The 19,789-nt window shown below is 70.6% G+C and carries 17 protein-coding genes; 4 read left to right on the top strand and 13 right to left on the bottom strand.

Features of this window, described 5'->3' with window-relative positions; translation table 11 throughout:
- Window positions 1-35: 35 nt before the first annotated feature.
- The 6 genes from rplS to ACIF83_RS33960 all read right to left on the bottom strand — a co-directional run bounded on the left by rplS (window position 36) and on the right by ACIF83_RS33960 (window position 3,546).
- Window positions 36-386, bottom strand: a complete 351-nt coding sequence (gene rplS / locus ACIF83_RS33985) for a 50S ribosomal protein L19 (RefSeq protein ID WP_393480362.1) — start codon at window positions 384-386, stop codon at window positions 36-38.
- A gap of 135 nt (window positions 387-521) precedes the next feature.
- Window positions 522-1,355 (bottom strand): tRNA (guanosine(37)-N1)-methyltransferase TrmD, encoded by an 834-nt coding sequence (trmD, locus tag ACIF83_RS33980; protein ID WP_393480364.1) that lies wholly within the window; start codon window positions 1,353-1,355, stop codon window positions 522-524.
- Window positions 1,355-1,897 (bottom strand): ribosome maturation factor RimM, encoded by a 543-nt coding sequence (gene rimM, locus ACIF83_RS33975; RefSeq protein ID WP_399732645.1) that lies wholly within the window; start codon window positions 1,895-1,897, stop codon window positions 1,355-1,357. The genes trmD and rimM overlap by 1 nt, the downstream gene beginning before the upstream one ends.
- An 82-nt stretch (window positions 1,898-1,979) precedes the next feature.
- Window positions 1,980-2,219, bottom strand: a complete 240-nt coding sequence (locus ACIF83_RS33970; protein ID WP_003973401.1) for an RNA-binding protein — start codon at window positions 2,217-2,219, stop codon at window positions 1,980-1,982.
- Window positions 2,220-2,224: 5 nt separating this feature from the next.
- Entirely contained in the window at window positions 2,225-2,644 is a 420-nt protein-coding gene (gene rpsP, locus ACIF83_RS33965) for a 30S ribosomal protein S16 (RefSeq protein ID WP_023546467.1), read from the bottom strand.
- Between the two features lie 299 nt (window positions 2,645-2,943).
- Entirely contained in the window at window positions 2,944-3,546 is a 603-nt protein-coding gene (locus ACIF83_RS33960) for a hypothetical protein (protein ID WP_094220509.1), read from the bottom strand.
- Between the two features lie 522 nt (window positions 3,547-4,068).
- On the opposite strand from ACIF83_RS33960, the gene ACIF83_RS33955 reads away from it, so the two are divergent.
- Entirely contained in the window at window positions 4,069-4,929 is an 861-nt protein-coding gene (locus ACIF83_RS33955) for a class I SAM-dependent methyltransferase (protein WP_393480369.1), read from the top strand.
- Between the two features lie 25 nt (window positions 4,930-4,954).
- On the opposite strand, the gene ftsH is transcribed toward ACIF83_RS33955, so the two are convergent.
- From ftsH to ACIF83_RS33925, 6 genes are all read right to left on the bottom strand, one after another.
- Window positions 4,955-6,895 (bottom strand): ATP-dependent zinc metalloprotease FtsH, encoded by a 1,941-nt coding sequence (gene ftsH / locus ACIF83_RS33950; protein WP_399732640.1) that lies wholly within the window; start codon window positions 6,893-6,895, stop codon window positions 4,955-4,957.
- Window positions 6,896-6,992: 97 nt separating this feature from the next.
- Window positions 6,993-8,543 (bottom strand): signal recognition particle protein, encoded by a 1,551-nt coding sequence (gene ffh / locus ACIF83_RS33945; protein WP_386576489.1) that lies wholly within the window; start codon window positions 8,541-8,543, stop codon window positions 6,993-6,995.
- A gap of 83 nt (window positions 8,544-8,626) precedes the next feature.
- Entirely contained in the window at window positions 8,627-11,131 is a 2,505-nt protein-coding gene (locus ACIF83_RS33940; RefSeq protein ID WP_393480376.1) for a [protein-PII] uridylyltransferase, read from the bottom strand.
- A 26-nt stretch (window positions 11,132-11,157) separates the two neighbouring features.
- The gene (locus ACIF83_RS33935; RefSeq protein WP_039656487.1) at window positions 11,158-11,496 is read right to left on the bottom strand and encodes a P-II family nitrogen regulator; all 339 of its coding nucleotides are present in this window, start codon (window positions 11,494-11,496) and stop codon (window positions 11,158-11,160) included.
- The gene (locus ACIF83_RS33930) at window positions 11,493-12,836 is read right to left on the bottom strand and encodes an ammonium transporter (RefSeq protein ID WP_393480380.1); all 1,344 of its coding nucleotides are present in this window, start codon (window positions 12,834-12,836) and stop codon (window positions 11,493-11,495) included. The genes ACIF83_RS33935 and ACIF83_RS33930 overlap by 4 nt, the downstream gene beginning before the upstream one ends.
- 342 nt (window positions 12,837-13,178) lie before the next feature.
- On the bottom strand, window positions 13,179-14,663 hold the full coding sequence (locus ACIF83_RS33925) for a hypothetical protein (RefSeq protein WP_399732634.1): 1,485 nt from the start codon (window positions 14,661-14,663) through the stop codon (window positions 13,179-13,181).
- 457 nt (window positions 14,664-15,120) lie between these two features.
- Here ACIF83_RS33925 and ACIF83_RS33920 point away from each other — a divergent pair, with 457 nt between their 5' ends.
- Window positions 15,121-15,783 carry a bifunctional DNA primase/polymerase gene (locus ACIF83_RS33920; protein ID WP_393480384.1) on the top strand — a complete coding sequence of 221 codons (663 nt, stop codon included), beginning with the start codon at window positions 15,121-15,123 and terminating at the stop codon, window positions 15,781-15,783.
- Between the two features lie 128 nt (window positions 15,784-15,911).
- On the opposite strand, the gene ftsY is transcribed toward ACIF83_RS33920, so the two are convergent.
- Window positions 15,912-17,114, bottom strand: a complete 1,203-nt coding sequence (gene ftsY / locus ACIF83_RS33915) for a signal recognition particle-docking protein FtsY (protein ID WP_393480387.1) — start codon at window positions 17,112-17,114, stop codon at window positions 15,912-15,914.
- A gap of 170 nt (window positions 17,115-17,284) precedes the next feature.
- Here ftsY and ACIF83_RS33910 point away from each other — a divergent pair, with 170 nt between their 5' ends.
- A complete protein-coding gene (locus ACIF83_RS33910; protein WP_399732630.1) occupies window positions 17,285-18,733 on the top strand; it encodes a cytosine permease in 1,449 nt (482 codons plus the stop codon).
- Window positions 18,734-18,787: 54 nt separating this feature from the next.
- Entirely contained in the window at window positions 18,788-19,759 is a 972-nt protein-coding gene (locus ACIF83_RS33905; protein WP_393480392.1) for an LLM class flavin-dependent oxidoreductase, read from the top strand.
- The last annotated feature ends 30 nt before the right edge of the window (window positions 19,760-19,789 follow it).

The following is a 19,789-nucleotide window of genomic DNA, read 5'->3' as shown; positions in this document are numbered from 1 at the left end:
TGTTATCCGGCCCCGCTGTGACGCCGGGAAAGCGCTCAGTTCTCGCGCTTCTCCTTGATCTTCGCGGCCTTGCCGCGCAGGTCACGGAGGTAGTACAGCTTGGCGCGACGCACGTCACCCCGGGTGACCAGCTCGATCTTCTCGACGATCGGGGTGTGCACCGGGAAGGTGCGCTCGACGCCGACGGAGAACGAGACCTTGCGGACCGTGAAGGTCTCGCGGACACCGGAGCCCTGGCGACGGATCACAACGCCCTTGAACTGCTGCACACGGGAGCGGTTGCCCTCGATGACGCGGACGTGGACGTTGACGGTGTCGCCCGGGCGGAAGGCCGGGACGTCGCTGCGCAGCGACGCGGCGTCGACGGAGTCGAGCAGGTGAGACATTTCGTCTGCTTTCTTCGCTGATGCCACAGGTCATCAACGGGAGCTAGGTGTTTGCATGAAGCCGTGTGCGGGTCGGAACGGGCGTCGTGTCCCCCTGCGGCAGGGGCGCACGCCGGACGGACGCACAACAGCGGTCTATTCTTCCACGCCCTCGGCCCGGCGCCAAAATCGGCCGTACGGCTTCCCGTCCGGGTCGGGTTCCCAGCCCAGGATGGAGAGCATCTCGCGGTCCTTCTTGTCGAAGGCCTTGGGGTCGCAGCGCTCGATCAGGTCGGGCCGGTTGGCCGTCGTACGCGTCAGGGCCTCGTCGCGGCGCCAACGGGCGATCTTGCCGTGGTGGCCGCTGAGCAGCACCTCCGGGATGTCCCGGCCGCGCCAGACGGGCGGCTTGGTGTAGACGGGGCCTTCCAGGAGGTTGGCCATCGCGCCGGGCGCGAAGGAGTCGTCCCGGTGGGACTCGGCGTTGCCGAGGACTCCGGGCAGCAGCCGGGCCACGGCCTCCGTGACGACCAGGACGGCCGCCTCGCCGCCGGCGAGCACGTAGTCGCCGATGGAGACCTCGTAGACGGGCATCCGGGTGGCGTACTCGTCCATGACGCGCCGGTCGATGCCCTCGTAGCGGGCCGGGGTGAAGATCAGCCAGGGGCGCTCGGAGAGTTCGACCGCGAGTTCCTGCGTGAAGGGGCGGCCGCTCGGGGTGGGCACGATCAGCGCGGGGGCCTCGGCGCCGGTCTCGTAGCCGTCGGCGAGGACCGTGTCCAGGGCGTCGCCCCAGGGGTCGGTCTTCATGACCATGCCGGGGCCGCCGCCGTACGGCGTGTCGTCGACGGTGTTGTGCCGGTCGTACGTCCAGGACCGCAGGTCGTGCACGTGCACGTTCAGCTGTCCGCGCGCGCGTGCCTTGCCGACCAGGGAGACGTTCAGCGGCTCCAGGTACTCGGGGAAGATCGTGACGACGTCGAGGCGCATCAGGACTCGTCCCGGGTCGAGTCGATCACCGCGCGGTCGTCGATCAGACCCGGCGGAGGCGCGATGACCGCCTTCTGCTCCTCCAGGTCGATCTCGGTGACGATCTCCTCCACGAAGGGGATCAGCACCTCGCTGCCGTCCGGGCGCTCCACGATGAAGAGGTCCTGGGAGGGGAGGTGGGAGATCTCGGTGATCCGGCCGACCTCCGAGCCGTCCTCGGTGACCACGTCGAGGTCGATGAGCTGGTGGTCGTAGTACTCGTCCTCGCCCTCGGGGAGTTCCTCGGGGTCGATCTCGGCGATCAGCAGCGTGTTGCGCAGCGCCTCGGCGGCGCTGCGGTCGCTGACGCCCTCGAAGCGCAGGAGCAGGCGGCCGCTGTGGACGCGGCCGGTGGCGATGGTGAGGGGCCCGGTGGAGGCCGGGTCGGTGGCCAGAACGGCACCCGGGGCGAGCCGGAGCTCCGGCTCGTCGGTACGTACCTCGACGGTGACCTCGCCCTTGATGCCGTGGGCGCGGCCGATCCGCGCGACTACCAGCTGCACGTGTACAGATCTCCTGTCATACGACTGCGGGCCGGGGACGGCCCAGTGGCCCTCCCCGGCCCGAGCCGGTTGCGATGAAGCGTCAGCGGACGTGGTCCACGTCGACGAGGTCGACGCGGACACCGCGGCCGCCGATGGCGCCCACGACGGTACGCAGAGCGCGCGCGGTACGACCGTTGCGGCCGATCACCTTGCCGAGGTCGTCGGGGTGGACCCGGACCTCCAGCACGCGCCCGCGGCGCAGGTTGCGCGAGGCGACCTGCACATCGTCAGGGTTGTCGACGATGCCCTTCACGAGGTGCTCAAGCGCCTCTTCGAGCATGCTGCTCAGGCCTCGGTCGACTCGGACTCGGCAGCCGCCTCGTCCTTCTTCTCAGCCTTCTTCTTCTGGGTGATCGCCTCACCCTTACCCTCGTCGTCACCGCCGAGAGCCTCGAACGACGGACGGGCCGGCTTCGGCTCGGCGACGAGCAGCGGCGCGGGAGCCGGCTCGCCCTTGAACTTCTGCCAGTCGCCGGTCTTCTTCAGGATGGCGAGGACGGGCTCGGTCGGCTGCGCGCCGACACCCAGCCAGTACGCCACGCGGTCGGCGTCCACCTCGATGACCGACGGGTTGTAGGTCGGGTGGTACTTGCCGATCTCCTCGATCGCACGGCCGTCACGGCGGGTGCGGGAGTCGGCGACGACGATGCGGTAGTGAGGCGAACGGATCTTGCCCAGACGCTTCAGCTTGATCTTGACTGCCACGGGAGTGGGTTCTCCTGGAATTGACGTGGTTGGGCACGGCGAGCTGCCGCGTGGGGTTGCGGTACCCGAATGCCCGATGGACGCGTCAGCCGGAGGAGAGAGGGGTCCTGTGCGGCTGTCGAGTACAGCTAGCCATTGTGCCATACCCCGCGGGTCACTTCCGGCCGAGGGTGGTGGGGTGCGGCTGGGCACGGGTCAGCGGCACCCGGCGTGGAGGTGAGGTCACGTCGGGTGCGCCGCCCGGTGTTGTGAAGTTGCCGTGGGTGAGTGGAGTGCGGCTGCCACGAGCAGTCGCAGTCTCAGCTCGCCGCCGCCCCCACGACCTCCGGGATGCGGAACGGCTTGCCGCAGCCGCCGCACACGATGGGAGCCTGGGCCAGGACCGACGGGACCACCCGTACGTTGCGCCCGCAGTCGCAGACGGCCTTCACGCGGACGCCGCCGCCCGAGGAGCCGTGCCGGGCTGCCGGGCCGCGGAAGGTACGGGAGGTGTCGGCGGAGGTGGCCACCGTGTGGGCCTTCAGTGCGCGCTGGAGCCGCTCGATGGTCGGGCGGTAGCGGCGCTTGGCCTCGGGGTTGAGCGTGACCAGGGAGAAGCCGCTGCTGGGGTGCGGTTCCTCGGGGTGGTCCAGGCCCAGCTCCTCGGCGATCGCGAGGAATCTGCGGTTGTGGTAGCGGCCGGCCCGGGAGGTGTCGCGCACGCCGCGGGCGGCGGCGATGCCATGGACTGCCTCATGGAGCAGTCGCTCGAAGGAGAGTTCGTGACCGCACGCGGACGACGACTCCCCGATCAGGGACTCTGGCGCGGCAAGGTCCGGCAGCTCGGGGTGGTACCGCTGAATGTCGGCCCACGCCTGCGCCAGCTCTGCGGCGAGAACAGGTGGTGTCTGTGTCGTGCTCACGTAATGACAACGAGCGGGGGTGCCGCTGTGTTCCTATTCCGGGCCATCCCAAATAATTTGCACTTACCCGTCAGTTGGCACTGATGCGTCCTGACGAGGGCGGGTGCGCTGATCTGCGGAGAAGCCGCACAGCTCATACCAAGCCGGTGCGTAGTCTGACGTACGCCCCACCGTGTAGCGGCGGGACGACGGTGGGCGGCGGATGCGCAAGGCGTGTTTCGGTCGCTCTCGCACGAGGCCTTCACCTCAGTCAGCGTCCGCGACGCCCGTGACGTTACCCGGTCCGTGAGCGCCCTCAGCCCCCGGCCCGTCCCGGGCGGGTGGACACCGTACGGTCACCCAGATTGCGTGGATGTGAAATCTCGCCACACTCGACACCGGCCCCCAAGCAGGGACCCACGACCCCTGGACGGCACCGCGAGCCGGGAGTTACCTGGCATACGTGGATAGTGCGAGCGCACGGCACGGGGGCCACGCAATCGGGCACTGCGGCGAACTGTCGGCGGAATGGGGCGCTTACCTATGACACCTACGCTCGTGCGGGAACACCTGTCTCATCCGGGCTCCGTACCGCCCCGGGTGAACCTGTGCGCACGCGCGCGTGACTGGTCCGAGATCCAGGAGCGGATGCTGGTGCCGCTCTACGAGACCGTCTACGAGCGACTTGAAGTGGGGCCTGCCACGCGGCTGCTGGGCCTGCGCTGCGGTTCCGGGCTCGCCCTGCTGATGGCGGCCTCCAGAGGGGCCGCGGTCACCGGTGTCGACTCCTCCCCCGAGCGACTCGCCCTCGCACGCGAGCGCCTGCTGCCGGACGATCCGCGCGGCACGCGCGCGCGTGCCCGCACGCGACTCGTCGAGGGTGCTCCCGAGGACGCGGCCGAGGCGGAGACGCCCGCGTACACCCTGGTGACCGCCTTCGAGCCGATCGGCTGTCTGGCGGGCGACTCCGAGGGGCTCGGCGAGCTGCTGGCGGCCGCGCTGCCACTGGCCGGGCACGGCGCGGCCGTGGTGCTGGCCGGCTGGGGCCCGCCGGAGCGCTGCGCGACCTCCTCAGTGCTGCGGGTGGCGACGAAGCTGGCCGATCCCCTGCGCAGCGCGGGCAGCTGGCGCCCGGCCCTGCGCGACGACCTGGAGGAGGTCGCCCAGCGGGCCGGTCTGAAGCCGGACGGCTCGGGGCGGGTGGCCTGCCCGTTCGGGTACGCCGACCTCGACAGCGCCGTACGCGGTCTGCTGTCGACGGGCCTGTTCGACGCGGCGGTCGCGGCGACCGACCGCAAGCAGGTGGACAAGGAGCTGACGGAGGCGCTGCATCCGTACCGGCGCCCGGACGGCACCGTGTGGATGCCGAACGTCTTCCGTTACCTGATCGCCCGCGTGCGATAGAGCCCGCCGGACGGGTCGACGGGTCCTAGTTGTCGATGTCCTTGGTGAGGCGTGTGATGCCGGCGATCCGGTAGGCGTCCGCCTCCTCCAGCGTCTCGTTCTCCAGCAGGGCCCGGGCCAGGGCGTCCAACTGACCGCGGTGGTCGCGGAGTTTGCGGCACGCCTCCTCGTAGCACTCGTCGACGATCCGGCGCATCTCGGTGTCGATCACGTCGAGGGTCTGCGGGGCCGCGGCGAGGCCGTAGGCCTGCTGGGCGTCGTTGGGCAGGGCGGAGAGCCGGCCGACCTCCCGGCTCATGCCCCAGCGGGAGACCATTCCGCGCGCGACGTTGGTGACCTGTTCCAGATCGCTCTCGGAGCCGGTGGTGACCACGCCGTAGACGACCTGCTCGGCCGCCATGCCGCCGAGCGCGCCGATGATCCGGCCGCGCAGGTAGTCCTCGGTGTACGCATACCGGTCCGCCTCCGGTGTGGACAGCGTGACGCCGAGCGCACGGCCGCGCGGCACGATGGTGATCTTGCGGACCGGGTCGGCGCCGGGCTGGAGCATGCCCAGCAGGGCGTGGCCGCTCTCGTGGTAGGCGGTGCGTCGGCGTTCCTCCTCGGGCATCACCAGCGGGCGTTCGGCGCCCAGCTGGACCTTCTCCAGCGCCTCCGAGAGGTCGGTCTGCGTCACCTGCTGCTGTTTGCGCTTCACGGCGAGCAGGGCGGCCTCGTTGGCGAGGTTGGCCAGTTCCGCGCCCGTCATGCCCGGGGTCGTACGGGCCACCTGGGCGAGGTCGACGCCCTGGGCGAGGGGGATGTCACGGGTGTGGATCCCCAGGATGGCCTCGCGGCCGCCGCGGTCCGGGGGCGAGACCTGGACCACCCGGTCGAAGCGGCCGGGGCGGGTGAGCGCGGGGTCGAGGATGTCGGCGCGGTTGGTGGCCGCGATGACGATGACGCCCTCCGAGCCGGAGAAGCCGTCCATCTCGGTGAGGATCTGGTTCAGGGTCTGCTCGCGCTCGTCGTGCCCGCCCACCCCGGAGCCGCCGGCGCGGGCCCGGCCGATGGTGTCGATCTCGTCGATGAAGATGATGGACGGGGCGACCTTGCGGGCCTCGGCGAACAGCTCCCGCACCCGGGAGGCGCCCACGCCGACGATCATCTCGATGAACTCGGAGGCGGAGGCGGAGAAGAAGGGCACGCCCGCCTCCCCCGCGACCGCCCGCGCGAGCAGGGTCTTGCCGGTGCCGGGCGGGCCGGCGAGCAGCACACCGCGCGGCATCCTGGCACCCATACGGCGGTAGGCGTCGGGGTTCTTCAGGAAGTCCACGACGTCGTTCAGCTCGCCCTCGACCTCGTCGATGCCGGCGACGTCGGCGAAGGTGGTGCGCTTCTCCCCCGGTACCAGCTCCACCGGTTTCGGCGGTGCCTTGCGGCCGAGCATGCCGCCCGCGCCGCCCATCCCGGCTCTCATCCGCCGCGCGACGAACACCCACACCGCGATCAGCAGCAGCATGGGCGCCAGCGAGATCAGCAGGTTGGCGAGAAAGCTGCGGTGCTGGACGACGGGCTCGGCCGTGACGGTGACGTCGTGCTTGGTGAGGTTCGCCCACAGCTGGTCGTCGGCGAAGGACGGCCGCTGGGTGTTGAAGTCGGTGTACTTCCCGCCGCCGCTCGGGTTGTCCTGCTCCTTCTTGAGCTCGCCCTGGATCGCGTCGCCCTTGGCGTAGATCTTGCTGACGTTGCCGTCGTTCACCTGCTTGCTGAACTCGGTGTAGGAGATCGTCGGCTCGTTGGCCCGGTCGAAGAAGGACAGCACCAGGTTGGCGATCAGGTACACGACCAGCGCGGTGAGGATCAGCCGCCACCAGCCGCCGCGCAGCCTCGGCCCGCCGGGCGGCTGCTTCGACGGCTCCTCGGGAGCACCCTCGGTACGCCAGGGCTGGTCGGGCGACTTGCGCGGCGGCGCAGGGTTGGTCATATCGGGACGTTACGCCAACGATCTGGCACCGGCACATGCAGATACGACTGGGGGCGCCCCTCCGGAGAGGGGCGCCCCCAGGGACGTACTACGGCACTCAGCCCATGAACTTCTTGAACTCGTCCGGGAGCTCGAAGTCCTGACCGCCCTGCTGCGGCAGCCCGAAGGCGCCGCCACCCTGAGCGGCGGCCTCGCGGCGCTGGGCCGCCTCCAGCTCCTGCTGCTTGCGCTTCATCGGGTTGCCGGAGCGCTGCTTGCCCTTGGCCTGCTTCGGCTGCTTCTTCTGCCGGCCGGCGCCGCCGCCCATGCCCGGGATCCCCGGCATGCCGGGCATGCCGCCGCCCTGGGCCATGCGGGACATCATCTTGCGGGCCTCGAAGAACCGCTCCACGAGACCCTTCACCGCGCTGACCTCGACACCGGAACCCTTGGCGATACGGGCGCGGCGCGAGCCGTTGATGATCGTCGGGTCCTGGCGCTCGCCCGGGGTCATCGACTTGATGATCGCGGCCGTGCGGTCGACGTCCCGCTCGTCCAGGTTGTTGATCTGGTCCTTGATCTGGCCCATGCCCGGGAGCATGCCGAGCAGCTTGGAGATGGAGCCCATCTTCCTGACCTGCTCCATCTGGGCCAGGAAGTCGTCCAGGGTGAAGTCCTGGCCCTTCTTCGACGCCAGCTTGGAGGCCATCTTGGCGGCCTCTTCCTGGCTGAACGTCTTCTCCGCCTGCTCGATCAGGGTGAGCAGGTCACCCAGGTCGAGGATGCGGGAGGCCATGCGGTCCGGGTGGAACGCGTCGAAGTCCTCGAGCTTCTCACCGTTCGACGCGAACATGATCGGCTTGCCGGTGACCTGGCGGATCGACAGGGCGGCACCACCGCGGGCGTCACCGTCGAGCTTGGAGAGCACCACGCCGTCGAAGCCGACGCCGTCGCGGAAGGCCTCGGCGGTGTTGACGGCGTCCTGACCGATCATCGCGTCGACGACGAACAGGATCTCGTCCGGGGAGACGGCGTCGCGGATGTCCGCGGCCTGCTGCATCATCTCCTGGTCGATACCGAGACGGCCGGCGGTGTCCACGATCACGATGTCGTGGACCTTCGTCCGCGCGTGCTCGATGGAGTCCTTGGCGACCTTGACCGGGTCGCCGACGCCGTTGCCCGGCTCCGGGGCGTAGACGGCGACACCGGCGCGCTCGGCGACGACGCTCAGCTGGTTGACGGCGTTGGGGCGCTGGAGGTCGGCGGCGACGAGCAGCGGCGAGTGGCCCTGCTCCTTGAGCCACTTGCCGAGCTTGCCCGCGAGGGTGGTCTTACCGGCGCCCTGCAGACCAGCCAGCATGATCACGGTCGGGGGCTGCTTGGCGAAGCGCAGACGCCGGGTCTCGCCACCGAGGATGGTGACGAGTTCGTCGTTGACGATCTTCAGAACCTGCTGGGCCGGGTTCAGTGCCTTGGAGACCTCGGCGCCGAGCGCGCGCTCCTTGACGTTCTTGATGAACGTGCGCACGACGGGCAGGGCCACGTCCGCTTCGAGGAGCGCGATCCGGATCTCGCGCGCGGTGGCGTCGATGTCCGCCTCGGAGAGCCGTCCCTTGCCGCGCAGGTTCTTGAAAGTCGCTGACAGGCGATCGGAGAGAGTGTCGAACACGGCGCTCGCGGTCCTCGGGGTCGGTGATGGCTGCTGGGAATCGCCCTCCAGGGTATCCCGGCGATGAACTCATCGGGGAAGGGTCATCCCCGCAGGGTCTCCTCGAGCACCCGGGCGAGCGAGTTCGCGTCCGGTCCCGGCAGGGGTGCGCCCGCTCCGGTGGTGACGTAGAACGCGTCGACGGCGTTGGCGCCCAGGGTGCTGACGTGCATGCTGCGCACCCGCACCCCGGCCTTCTCCAGGGCCATCCCGATCCGGTACAGCAGTCCGGGGGCGTCCTGGGTCCGCACCTCGATCACCGTGGCGTGGCGGGAGGCCGCCGGGGCCACCGTCACCCGGGGCGGCGGGGCCACCCAGCCGCGGCGGCGCGGATAGGCCGCGTCCCGCTCGGCGAGGCGGCCCGCGATGTCGAGGGAGCCGTCGAGGGCGCGGACGAGGTCGGCGCGCAGCCGGGCGGCCTGCGGCAGGGAGCCGTACTCGGCCGCGACCCGCCAGTTCAGCAGCAGGACCGAGCCGTCGTCGACGTCGTCGGGCAGGCTCAGGGCGCTCAGCTCGGCCGTGCGGACGGTCAGGCGGTGCACGGCGAGGACACCGGCGACCGCGGGCAGCACGGCGGGCTGGTCCGGTACGGCGATGAGCAGCTCCACACCGAGCGGCTCGGGCGGGCCGGAGGCCTCCTCCTCGGGCACCGGCTCCTTCTGTGCGCGCAGGGCGAGGACCGGGCTGCCGGTGCGGAAGGCCTCGATGGCGAGGCGTTCCTGCTCGGCCGTGGGCGCGGCGGGCTCGGGTTCCTCGGGGGCGTCCCCGGCGAGGACGGCGGAGACACGCCGCACCAGGTCGGCGACGAGGGAGCCGCGCCAGGACGACCAGGCGGCCGGGCCGGTGGCCAGGGCGTCCGCCTCGGTGAGGGCGTGCAGGAGTTCCAGCGTGCTCTGGGTGCCGACGGCCTCGGCGACCGAGCGGACGGTCGCGGGGTCCTCCAGGTCGCGCCGGGTGGCCGTTTCGATGAGCAGGAGGTGGTGCCGTACGAGGGTCGACAGCACCGCCACGTCCGCGCGGTCGAAGCCGATCCGGGCGGCCACGTCCTTGGCGATGATCTCGCCGGCCACGGAGTGGTCGCCGGGCCAGCCCTTGCCGATGTCGTGCAGCAGGGCGGAGACGAGGAGCAGGTCGGGGCGGCTGACCCGACGGGTCAGCTCGGAGGCGCAGACCGCCGTCTCGATCAGGTGCCGGTCCACGGTCCAGATGTGGACGGCGTTGCGCTGCGGGCGGCAGCGGACCCGTTCCCAGTCCGGCAGGATGCGGCTGATCAGGCCCTCCGCCTCCAGGGCCTCCCAGACGTCCACGGTCGGGCGGCCGGAGCCGAGCAGGGTCACCAGCTGTTCGCGGGCCTCGGCGGGCCAGGGCGTGGGCAGGGGGCGCGCGGTGGCGGCCATGCGTCGTACGGCGTGCAGGGAGAGCGGGAGCCCGGCCTGCGCGGCGGCGGCCGCGGCCCGCAGGGGGAGCACGGGGTCGCGTTCGGGGCGTGCGGTCCGGGCGAGCACCACCTCGCCGTCCTGCTCCACCACCCCCTCGGCCAGCGGGGAACGCTCGGTGACCGGCTTGCCGCCGCCCAGCATGGCGCGCAGACGCGGGCGGACGGCGCGCGAGCGCAGCACGCGCCCCACCTCGCGCCAGGTGACGTCACTGGCGTACGAGATCACGCGCGCCGATTCATAGACCTGCCGCAGCAGGGTGTCCGCGTCCAGCAGGCCCAGCTCGGCCGCGACCTGGTCCTGCTCCTGCAGTGCGAGCCGGTCGGTGGCCCGGCCGGTGGCCAGGTGCAGGGCGTCCCGGACGTCGAGCAGGCTCCGGCGTGCGTCGGCGAGGCCCTCGCGCGGGGCGTCGGCCAGCCAGGAGGCGGCCACGGCGCGCAGGGCGGTGGCGTCGCGGAGGCCGCCGCGGGCCTCCTTGAGGTCGGGCTCCAGGAGGTACTGCAGCTCACCCTGGCGTTCGGCGCGGTCGGCGCAGAGTTCCTGGAGCTCGGGGAGACGCTTGGGCGCCTGGTTGCGCCAGTCGGCGAGGACGGCCGTGCGCAGTCCGGCGGTGAGGCCGAGGTCGCCGGTGAGATGACGGGCGTCCAGGAGGCCGAGTTGGACTTTCAAATCCTCTCCGGCCGTCTTGCGGGCCTCCGCGGGGGTGCGCACGGAGTGGTCGAGGGCGAGGCCCAGGTCCCAGACGGGGTACCAGAGACGGTCGGCCAGAGCGGCGACCGCGCCGGGATCGCTCCCGTCGTGCAGCAGCAGAAGGTCGAGATCGCTGCGCGGGGACAGCTCACCGCGGCCGTAGCCGCCGACGGCGACGAGCGAGACGCCCTTCATGCCCTCCCGTCGCCCACCGCCGCCCTTCTGAGGAAGCCGCTCCGCTCCCGCTCCTTCTCCGGCCGCCGCCGTGAAGAGTCCGGCGAGCCAGTCGTCGGTCAGTTCGGCGAGAGCGGCACGGCGCGGCGGCCCGGACCGCGCCCCCTCGGTGAGGAGGCGCAGCCGGGCCGCCGCGTAGCCGCTGGGTCCCGAGTCATCCGCTTCGTTCCGCACATCCGTACCCGTCACCCAGCGACTCCTGTCCTTCTGTCGTGTCAGAGCGCGTCCGGGCCGCGCTCGCCGGTACGGACTCGTACGGCCGTCTCGACCGGCAGGGACCAGACCTTTCCGTCACCGATCTTGCCGGTGCGGGCCGCCTTGACGACGACCTCGATCAGCTGCTCGGCGTCGTCGTCCTCGGCCAGCACCTCGATGCGGATCTTCGGGACCAGGTCGACGGTGTACTCGGCACCGCGATAGACCTCGGTGTGGCCCCGCTGACGACCGTAACCGCTTGCCTCGGTGACCGTCAGCCCGTGGACGCCGAAGGCCTGCAGGGCCTCCTTGATCTCGTCCAGCCGGTGCGGCTTGACGACGGCGGTGATGAGCTTCATGCGTCCACCTTCTTGGTCTGCGCGGCGGCCACGGCCGGGGCGTGGGCGGCGGATCCGATGACACCGCCACCGGCGCCACTGAAGTCGTATGCGGTCTCGGCGTGCTCCGCCTGGTCGATGCCCGAGATCTCCTCGTCCTCGGTGACCCGCATCCCGATGGTCTTGTCGAGGAGGAAGGCGAGGACCGCGGAGACGATCAGGGAGTAGGCGAGGACCGCGCCGACACCGGCGCACTGCTTCCACAGCTGGGTCCAGCTGTGGTCGCCGTAGAAGACACCGGTCGCGGTGGACTGGCCCTTGCCGGTGGCGAAGAAGCCGATCAGCAGGGAGCCGATGATGCCGCCGACCATGTGGACGCCGACGACGTCGAGCGAGTCGTCGTAGCCGAACTTGAACTTCAGACCGACGGCCGCGGCGCAGGCGACACCGGCGATGGCGCCGACGGCGATCGCGCCGAGCGGGGAGACCGCGCCACCGGACGGGGTGATCGCGACCAGACCGGCGACCGCACCGGAGGCGGCACCCAGCGTGGTGAACGCGCCGTGCCGGATCTTCTCGTAGGCGAGCCAGGCCAGCATGGCGGCGGCCGTCGCGACCTGCGTGTTGACGAACATCAGCGCGCCGACGCCGTCGTCGTTGCCGAGCCACGAGCCGGCGTTGAAGCCGAACCAGCCGAACCACAGCAGACCGGCACCGAGCATGACCAGCGGGAGGCTGTGCGGGCGCATTGGGTCCTTCTTGAAGCCGACGCGCTTGCCGATGACCAGGATCACGCCGAGGGCTCCGGCACCGGCGTTGATGTGGACCGCCGTACCACCGGCGAAGTCGATCACGCCGAGCTTGTAGGCCCAGCCGTCGGCGCCCCAGACCCAGTGGGCGACGGGCACGTAGACGAGCGTGAGCCACAGGGCGATGAAGAGCGACCAGGCCGAGAACTTGACGCGGTCCGCGAGGGCGCCGCTTATCAGGGCCGGGGTGATGATCGCGAACATCATCTGGAAGACCATGAAGACGAAGATCGGGATGCTGTAGCCGTCCCACAGCTCCGTCAGTCCGATGTTGCTGAGGCCGAACCAGTCGGAGTTCCAGCCGATGAGGCTGTTGTGCGTGCCGAAGGCGAGGGAGAAGCCGTAGAGCACCCAGAGGATGGTGACGATCCCCATGCTGATGAAGCTCATCATCAGCATGTTGAGGGTGCTCTTGACGCGGACCATGCCTCCGTAGAAGAAGGCCAGGCCCGGGGTCATGAGAAGCACCAGGGCGGAACAGATGAGCATGAAGCCTGTGTTCGCGGATGACAGCTTGGGTGCCTCCGCGGCAAGCGTGATGGCTGGTGCCATCGGCGTCTCCTCGTCGGTTGGTACGGCCCCGTGCGGGCGGTGCCTGAGCGGTCCGGTCAGTGAGGGGTGGGCCGGTTATGCGCCATGAGATTGGCGCAGCGCGGTTTCGATGGAAGCCCCTCGTTGTTTCGCCGGGGTGACGAAGGCGCCTGGCGTGTTACGCGTAGATGAAGCGCGAGATGTACGGCCGCGGGATCGTTATCGTGGCGCAACCTTCCCCGGAGGATCTCTCCGGCGGAAAAGGGCCGGCCGCGGCGGGCCTTCCGATGACCTGGCATGGGGGAGCCGAGTCGGGCAGTTCGGGAGGACCGGCCGCGGCCGGGGCATGCGTGTCCTGCGGTGTCAGACCGCCTCGGCGGTCTCCGGGAGGTCGACGGCGAGCTGGTCGGTGAGGTCGACGACGGCGCTGAGATCACCGAAGTCGCGCACGGCCGTGTCGATCGTCTTTCGAATACGAGTGTTCACACGCTCCGAGCGGACCTTCTTGGCGATGTCCATGGCCTGCGAGGCGTACTCCGTGCTGCGCTCCGGCTCGCGCCGGAGCAGGTGCACGGTGGCCATGCCGATCAGGTTCAGCGCGTACGACCGCTGGTGCTCGCTGTCCTTGGCGAACAGGTCCACCGCCTGCCGCATCAGCGGCTCGGCCAGCGAGGCATAGGTGGGGCTGCGTCCGGCGACGTAGGCGAGGTCGCGGAAGGAGTGGGAGTTCTCCCCGTACAGCTCGGCCTCGGAGAAGAAGCGGATCCAGTCGGGGTCGGGCTCGTCCCACTCTTCGGCCTCGGCGAAGGTGTCCTCGGCCATCCGGACCGCCCGCTTGCACTTGCCGGGCTGGCCCATGTTGGCGTACGCGCGGGCCTCCATCGCATACAGCATGGCCTGGGTGCGCGGGCTCGCGCAGTCGCGGCTGCCGTACTGGGCGAGGTGGATCAGCTCCAGGGCGTCGTCGGGCCGGCCGAGATGGATCATCTGGCGGCTCATGCTGGAGAGGATGTACGAGCCGAGCGGCTTGTCGCCGGCCTCCTTGGCGGCGTGCAGGGCGAGGACGAAGTACTTCTGCGCGGTGGGCTGGAGCCCGACGTCGTACGACATCCAGCCGGCCAGCTCGGCCAGCTCGGCGGCGACCTTGAAGAGCTTGCGGGTGGTGGCCTCGGGCTGGGGTTCCTGGAGGAGGTCGGTGACCTCGTGCAGCTGGCCCACGACCGCCTTGCGGCGCAGGCCGCCGCCGCACTGGGCGTCCCACTGGCGGAACATCCGGGTGGTGGACTCCAGCAGGTCCAGCTCGGGCTTGGACAGCCGGCCGGGCCTGCGGGACTCGAAGACGGGCTCGAACTCGACCTCGGACGGGACCGGCGAGGAAGGGGCCGGCACGAGCCAGCGCTGCATGGGCTCGATGAGGGACGGGCCCGCGGACAGGGCCAGCGAGGTCCCGAGGAAGCCGCGCCGCGCCAGCATCAGGTCGCTGCGCGAGAACTCGCTGAGCAGGGCCACCGCCTGCGGACCCGTCCAGGGCAGGTCGACCCCGGACGCGGAGGGTGACTGCCGGGCGGGGCGCAGACCGAGGTCCTCGATGGACACGACACAGCCGAAGCGCTCCGAGAACAGCTCGGAGAGGATCCGCGGGATCGGCTCGCGCGGGTTCTCCCCGTCGAGCCAGCGGCGCACCCGTGAGGTGTCCGTGGAGATGTGGTTGGCACCCAACTGGCGTGCTCTGCGGTTCACCTGACGGGCCAGCTCGCCCTTGGACCAGCCACTGCGCACGAACCACGAACCGAGCAGCTCGTTGGGGCGCTTGTCAGCGTTCGTCCCGCTACCGCCGTTGCCGCCCACTGGAACGCCCCCATCCCTGAGACCACTTGTCGCCGAATGCGCCAAGCCCTATCAGAATGCCGGTAAATACGGCCTCTCGTCCGCCGGTTCTCACCCTTCGAACGAGCTGACGACTCGCCTCCGGCATACCCACGGATGCATATGCCCCCAGGACTCGCACACTCACAGTAATCCTACGATCACCCGTCCAGCCATGGCGATCCCTGAAACGCCACCATTCGCCACCCCTTCGAATGAACTCACGATGGCCTCCTCACGATTCACTTGACATAGGACGGCCGGAAGTGGGCGGAGTGATGCGCACAGGGGCGCGCAAACTCCCATGCACCACCCGCAACGCCGCAAAGCGCCGCCTTGGCCTCACAGGGGTGAGGGAAGGCGGAGCCGTAGCGTCACGTTCCGCTTCCGTCTCACTCCGTGTCGTAACCACCGGCGCGCTGGACCCGTTGGAGGGGGCATGGGCTTCACGATCGGCGGCATTCGCGAGATCCGCTCCGGCACGCGTCGACGCGGCCGCTCGTCGGAGTGCACCGCCGTCGCCGAGTTCACCGGACTGTGGGGCTGGGACGTGGTGCCGGGCGCGCGGGCCGCGGCGGGCACCTGCTCCTGCGGGCACCCGGAGTGCGCGGCGCCGGGCGCGCACCCGCTCGACTTCGCACCGCAGGTGCCGGCCGGGGCCACGCTCGACGAGGCGTCCAAGGCATGGGCCGAGTTCCCGGGCGCGTCCGTGATGCTGCCCGTCGGCCGCGCGTTCGACGTCGTCGAGGTCGCCGAGCCCGCCGGGCGCCGCGCCCTGGTCCGTCTCGAACGCATGGGCCTCCCGCTCGGCCCGGTCACCGCGACCCCGGACGGCCGCGCGCACTTCCTCGTCGCCCCCGGCGCCGCCGCCGAGCTCCCCCAGCTGCTCTACCGCATGGGCTGGGACGACCCGTCCGCCCTGGACCTGCGGGGCCTCGGCCCGGGCACGTACATCACCGCCCCGCCCTCCGACCGGGGCGGCCTCGGCCCGGTGCGCTGGCTGCGCCCACCGGCCCTGGACTCGGCGACCCGGCCACCGGCGGCACGGCTGCTGCTGGGCACGCTGGCGTATGTGGCGCACCGGTCGCGGGCGCGGGCCTGACGGTCGAATCCGCGGCGCACATGGCGAAGCCCCGTCCCCAACTGCACCTTGGGGGCGGGGCTTCTCGCGGCCCGACCGGCACCCAGGAACGTTCCTAGGTGCTGTCGGCTCCCGAAATTGGGCGTTACCTACTCACCGATAAGGGCATCCACGAACGCCTCGGGCTCGAACGGCGCCAGGTCGTCCGCGCCCTCGCCGAGGCCGATCAGCTTGACCGGCACGCCCAGCTCGCGCTGGACCGCGACCACGATGCCGCCCTTGGCCGTGCCGTCCAGCTTGGTCAGCACGATGCCGGTGATGTCCACGACCTCGGCGAACACCCGGGCCTGCACCAGACCGTTCTGGCCGGTGGTGGCGTCGAGGACGAGCAGCACCTCGTCCAGCGGCGCGTGCTTCTCGACCACGCGCTTGACCTTGCCCAGCTCGTCCATGAGGCCGGTCTTGGTGTGCAGGCGGCCGGCGGTGTCGATGAGGACGACGTCGACCCCCATCTCCTTGCCTTCCTTGACCGCGTCGAAGGCGACGGAGGCGGGGTCACCGGCCTCCGGCCCGCGCACGGTGTAGGCGCCGACGCGCTCACCCCAGGTCTGCAGCTGGTCGGCGGCCGCGGCACGGAAGGTGTCGGCCGCGCCGAGGACGACGGTACGGCCGTCGGCGACCAGGACGCGGGCGAGCTTGCCGGTGGTGGTGGTCTTGCCGGTGCCGTTGACGCCGACGACCATCACGATGCCGGGCTTGCGGTCCTCGGGCTCGGTCTTGACCGTGCGGTCGACGTCGGTGCCGACGAGCTTGAGCAGCTCTTCGCGCAGCAGGCCGCGCAGCTCCTCCGTGGTGCGGGTACCGAGCACCTTCACGCGCTCGCGCAGCCGCTCGACCAGCTCCTGCGTGGGCTGCACGCCGACGTCGGCGGTGAGCAGCGTGTCCTCGACCTCCTCCCAGGTGTCCTCGTCGAGGTGCTCGCGGGACAGCAGCGTGAGCAGGCCCTTGCCGAGGGCGTTCTGCGAGCGGGACAGGCGGGCGCGCAGGCGGACCAGCCGCCCGGCGGTGGGCTCCGGGATCTCGATCTCGGGAGCCTCGACAGTGGGGGGCTCCTCCACGGCGACCGGTGCCGAACCGCCGGGGAGATCCACCTCCTCGATCGTCCGGCGCGGTTCGTCGCGCGGCGTCTCGGCCTCGTCGCCGACGTGCGGCTCGGCCGGGGGCGCGGTGATGTCGGGCGCGGCGGGCGGCGGCGGGGGCAGCGGCTTCCTGCGCCGACTGCCGACGATGAGCCCGCCGAGCGCGCCGAGCACGACCACGGCGATGACTACAGCAAGGATGACGGTTTCCATAACCCGTCCAGTATCAGCCATGGGTTACGGCGGAACCCTGCTTGTCGCTTCCTCTGAGGGACAAAGACCCCTTTAAGGCATGACTCGTATCAAAGTACGATGGCATCGACTCGGTCAACGCGCGTAGAGTCCCCACGTCCCCCGTCCCCACCCTTAGGGCACCGTCTTTCATGAGCAGGACAGCCGAGACCGAAGGCGCTCTCGAGACCCGCGGCATCGAGCAGGTACCCGACCACGAGCGCACCGCGAGAACCCGGGAGCTGTTCCCGACCTGGGTCGGCGCCAACATCAGCGTGCTGCTGCTCACCATGGGCGCGAGCCTGGTGGTGGCGTACCACCTGAACATCTGGCAGGCGCTCGTCGTCGCGGTGGCCGCGCCGGTCGTGTCGTACGGCCTGGTCGGGCTGATCGGCATCGCGGGCAAGCGCGGCGGGGCACCCGGCATGGCGCTGTCGCGCGCGGTGTTCGGGCAGCGCGGCAATCTGCTGCCCGGTTCGCTGATCTGGGTCGCCCGCTGGGGCTGGGAGACGATCAACGCGGTGACCGGCGCCTACGCGATGCTCACCATCCTGGACATCGTGTTCGGCATCAAGGCCAACAGCGTGCTGGACATGGTGATGCTGCTGGCGTTCGTGGTCGCGACCTTCGCGATCTCGGGGCTGGGCATCAACGCCGTCCAGAGGTGCAACAAGTACGCGACCTACTTCTTCGGCGTCTTCTCGGTGCTGGTGCTGGTGTACCTGGCCGTGAACACCGACTGGTCGAAGGTGATGGACCACAGCGCCGGTTCCACGGCCGCGGTGATCACCGGTATCGGCATGATCGCGGCGGGTGGCGTCAGCTGGATCCCGTCGGCACCCGACTTCACCCGCTACCTGCCGCGTACGGCGTCGTCGAAGGCGATCGTGGGCACGGCAGTGGGCGGCGCCGGCATCGTCGTGCTGCCGATGGTGCTGATGGGCGCGGTGATGGCGGTCTCCACCCCGGACCTGGCCTCGGCCTCCGACCCGGTCTCCTTCCTCGGCGAGATCCTGCCGACGTGGATCGCGGTGCCGTACCTGCTGATCGCACTGATCGGCATGCTGCTGATCAACTCCATGTCGATGTACTCGGCCGGCTTCACCGCGCAGACCCTCGGCATCAAGGTGCCCAGGCACTGGGCGGTCTCGGTCAACGCCGTGATCTCGCTGGTCTTCGGCGGGGTGCTGATGCTGGTGGCGACCAGCTTCCTGGGTTCCTTCATCGCCTTCCTCTCCCTGCTCGCGGTGGCCTTCTCCGCGTGGGTCGGCGTGTTCGGCGCGGACATGATCCGCCGGACCGAGTACTACGGCGCGGCCATCACCGACACCGCCCGCACCAGCGCCTACTGGTACCGGGGCGGCTTCTCCCCGGCCGCCGTGGCCGCCTGGGCGATCGGCCTGATGGCGGGCCTGATGTTCACCACCTCGGACTGGTTCACCGGCCCGCTGGCCAAGAACAACGTCATCGGCGAGTACGGCCTCGGCTGGGTCGCCACGATCGTGATCTCCGGCCTGCTGTACCTGGCCCTGCCGAAGCCGGCGGTGGTCACCCCGCAGGCGGCGGAGGAGACCGAGAAGGCCGAGCCCCTGGCCGTCTGACGCCTCGTCAGTTACCGTCCCTCTCCACCGAGTAGTACCGGAGGGGGACTTCCCATGCCCGTCACGGTCGTGCGTTTCAACCTCGTCGCTCCCGGCGCCGCCCCCGCCTCCCTCGCCGCCCGCTACCGGGCCGCCCTGGAGATGGCCTCGTACGCGGACGAGCACGGGATCAGCACGGTGCAGACCGAGGAGCACCACGGCGCCGACAACAATTGGCTGCCGTCGCCGTTCGCCTTCGCGGGCGCGGTGTTCGGGGCGACCCGGAACATCGCGGTGACGGTGTCGGCGGTGATCGGCCCGCTGCACGATCCGCTGCGGCTGGCCGAGGAGATGGCCGTACTGGATCTGCTCAGCGGCGGTCGGCTGGTGACGGTGGCCGGCATCGGCTATCGGCCCGAGGAATACGCGCTGTTCGACGTGGACTGGAAGCGGCGCGGCCGGCTGCAGGACGAGTTGCTGGAGACCCTGCTGAAGGCGTGGACCGGCGAGGAGTTCACGTACCGGGGCCGTACGGTACGGCTCACCCCGCGCCCGTACACCGATCCGCACCCCCTGCTGCTGGTCGGCGGTTCCTCGAAGGCCGCCGCCCGCCGGGCCGCCCGGCTCGGCCTGCCGTTCTTCCCGAGCGCTCATCTGCCGGAGCTGGAGGCGTACTACAAGGAACAGCTCACCGTGTTCGGCACCGAGGGCTGGACGATGATGCCGGCGGCCGAGACCCCGCTGCTGCACCTCGCCGAGGATCCGGACCGGGCGTGGTCCGAGTACGGCGAGCACTTCCTGCACGAGGCCCGCACCTATGCCTCCTGGCAGTCCGGCGACATCCGCTCGGCGGTGCGGTCGGCGGCCACGACGGTCGAGGAGCTGCGCGCCGAGGGCGTGTACCGGATCCTCACGCCGGAGCAGTGCGTGGCGCAGGGTCTGGACAGTCTCGTCCTGCATCCGCTGGCGGGCGGGATGCCGGTGGTGGAGGGCTGGCGCAGCCTGCGGTTGTTCGCGGAGCGGGTGCTTCCGGCGCTGGGGGGCTGAGCTGATGCGACAACTGGTGGGCCGGCCTGG

It is taken from the genome of Streptomyces sp. NPDC085866 (assembly GCF_044541035.1).
Classification (GTDB): domain Bacteria; phylum Actinomycetota; class Actinomycetes; order Streptomycetales; family Streptomycetaceae; genus Streptomyces.
The sequence above is the reverse complement of the archived record's forward strand: the minus strand, read 5'-3'. Positions and strand labels throughout refer to the sequence as shown.

What these genes read in the sequence shown, in the direction of transcription:
- rplS (WP_393480362.1), bottom strand. Translation starts at nt 386, where the DNA reads ATGTCTCACCTGCTCGACTCCGTCGACGCCGCGTCGCTGCGCAGCGAC.
- ACIF83_RS33930 (WP_393480380.1), bottom strand. Translation starts at nt 12,836, where the DNA reads ATGGCACCAGCCATCACGCTTGCCGCGGAGGCACCCAAGCTGTCATCC.
- ACIF83_RS33970 (WP_003973401.1), bottom strand. Translation starts at nt 2,219, where the DNA reads ATGCTCGAAGAGGCGCTTGAGCACCTCGTGAAGGGCATCGTCGACAAC.
- ACIF83_RS33955 (WP_393480369.1), top strand. Translation starts at nt 4,069, where the DNA reads ATGACACCTACGCTCGTGCGGGAACACCTGTCTCATCCGGGCTCCGTA.
- ftsH (WP_399732640.1), bottom strand. Translation starts at nt 6,895, where the DNA reads ATGACCAACCCTGCGCCGCCGCGCAAGTCGCCCGACCAGCCCTGGCGT.
- ACIF83_RS33935 (WP_039656487.1), bottom strand. Translation starts at nt 11,496, where the DNA reads ATGAAGCTCATCACCGCCGTCGTCAAGCCGCACCGGCTGGACGAGATC.
- ACIF83_RS33905 (WP_393480392.1), top strand. Translation starts at nt 18,788, where the DNA reads ATGCCCGTCACGGTCGTGCGTTTCAACCTCGTCGCTCCCGGCGCCGCC.
- ftsY (WP_393480387.1), bottom strand. Translation starts at nt 17,114, where the DNA reads ATGGAAACCGTCATCCTTGCTGTAGTCATCGCCGTGGTCGTGCTCGGC.
- trmD (WP_393480364.1), bottom strand. Translation starts at nt 1,355, where the DNA reads ATGCGCCTCGACGTCGTCACGATCTTCCCCGAGTACCTGGAGCCGCTG.
- ACIF83_RS33910 (WP_399732630.1), top strand. Translation starts at nt 17,285, where the DNA reads ATGAGCAGGACAGCCGAGACCGAAGGCGCTCTCGAGACCCGCGGCATC.
- ACIF83_RS33920 (WP_393480384.1), top strand. Translation starts at nt 15,121, where the DNA reads ATGGGCTTCACGATCGGCGGCATTCGCGAGATCCGCTCCGGCACGCGT.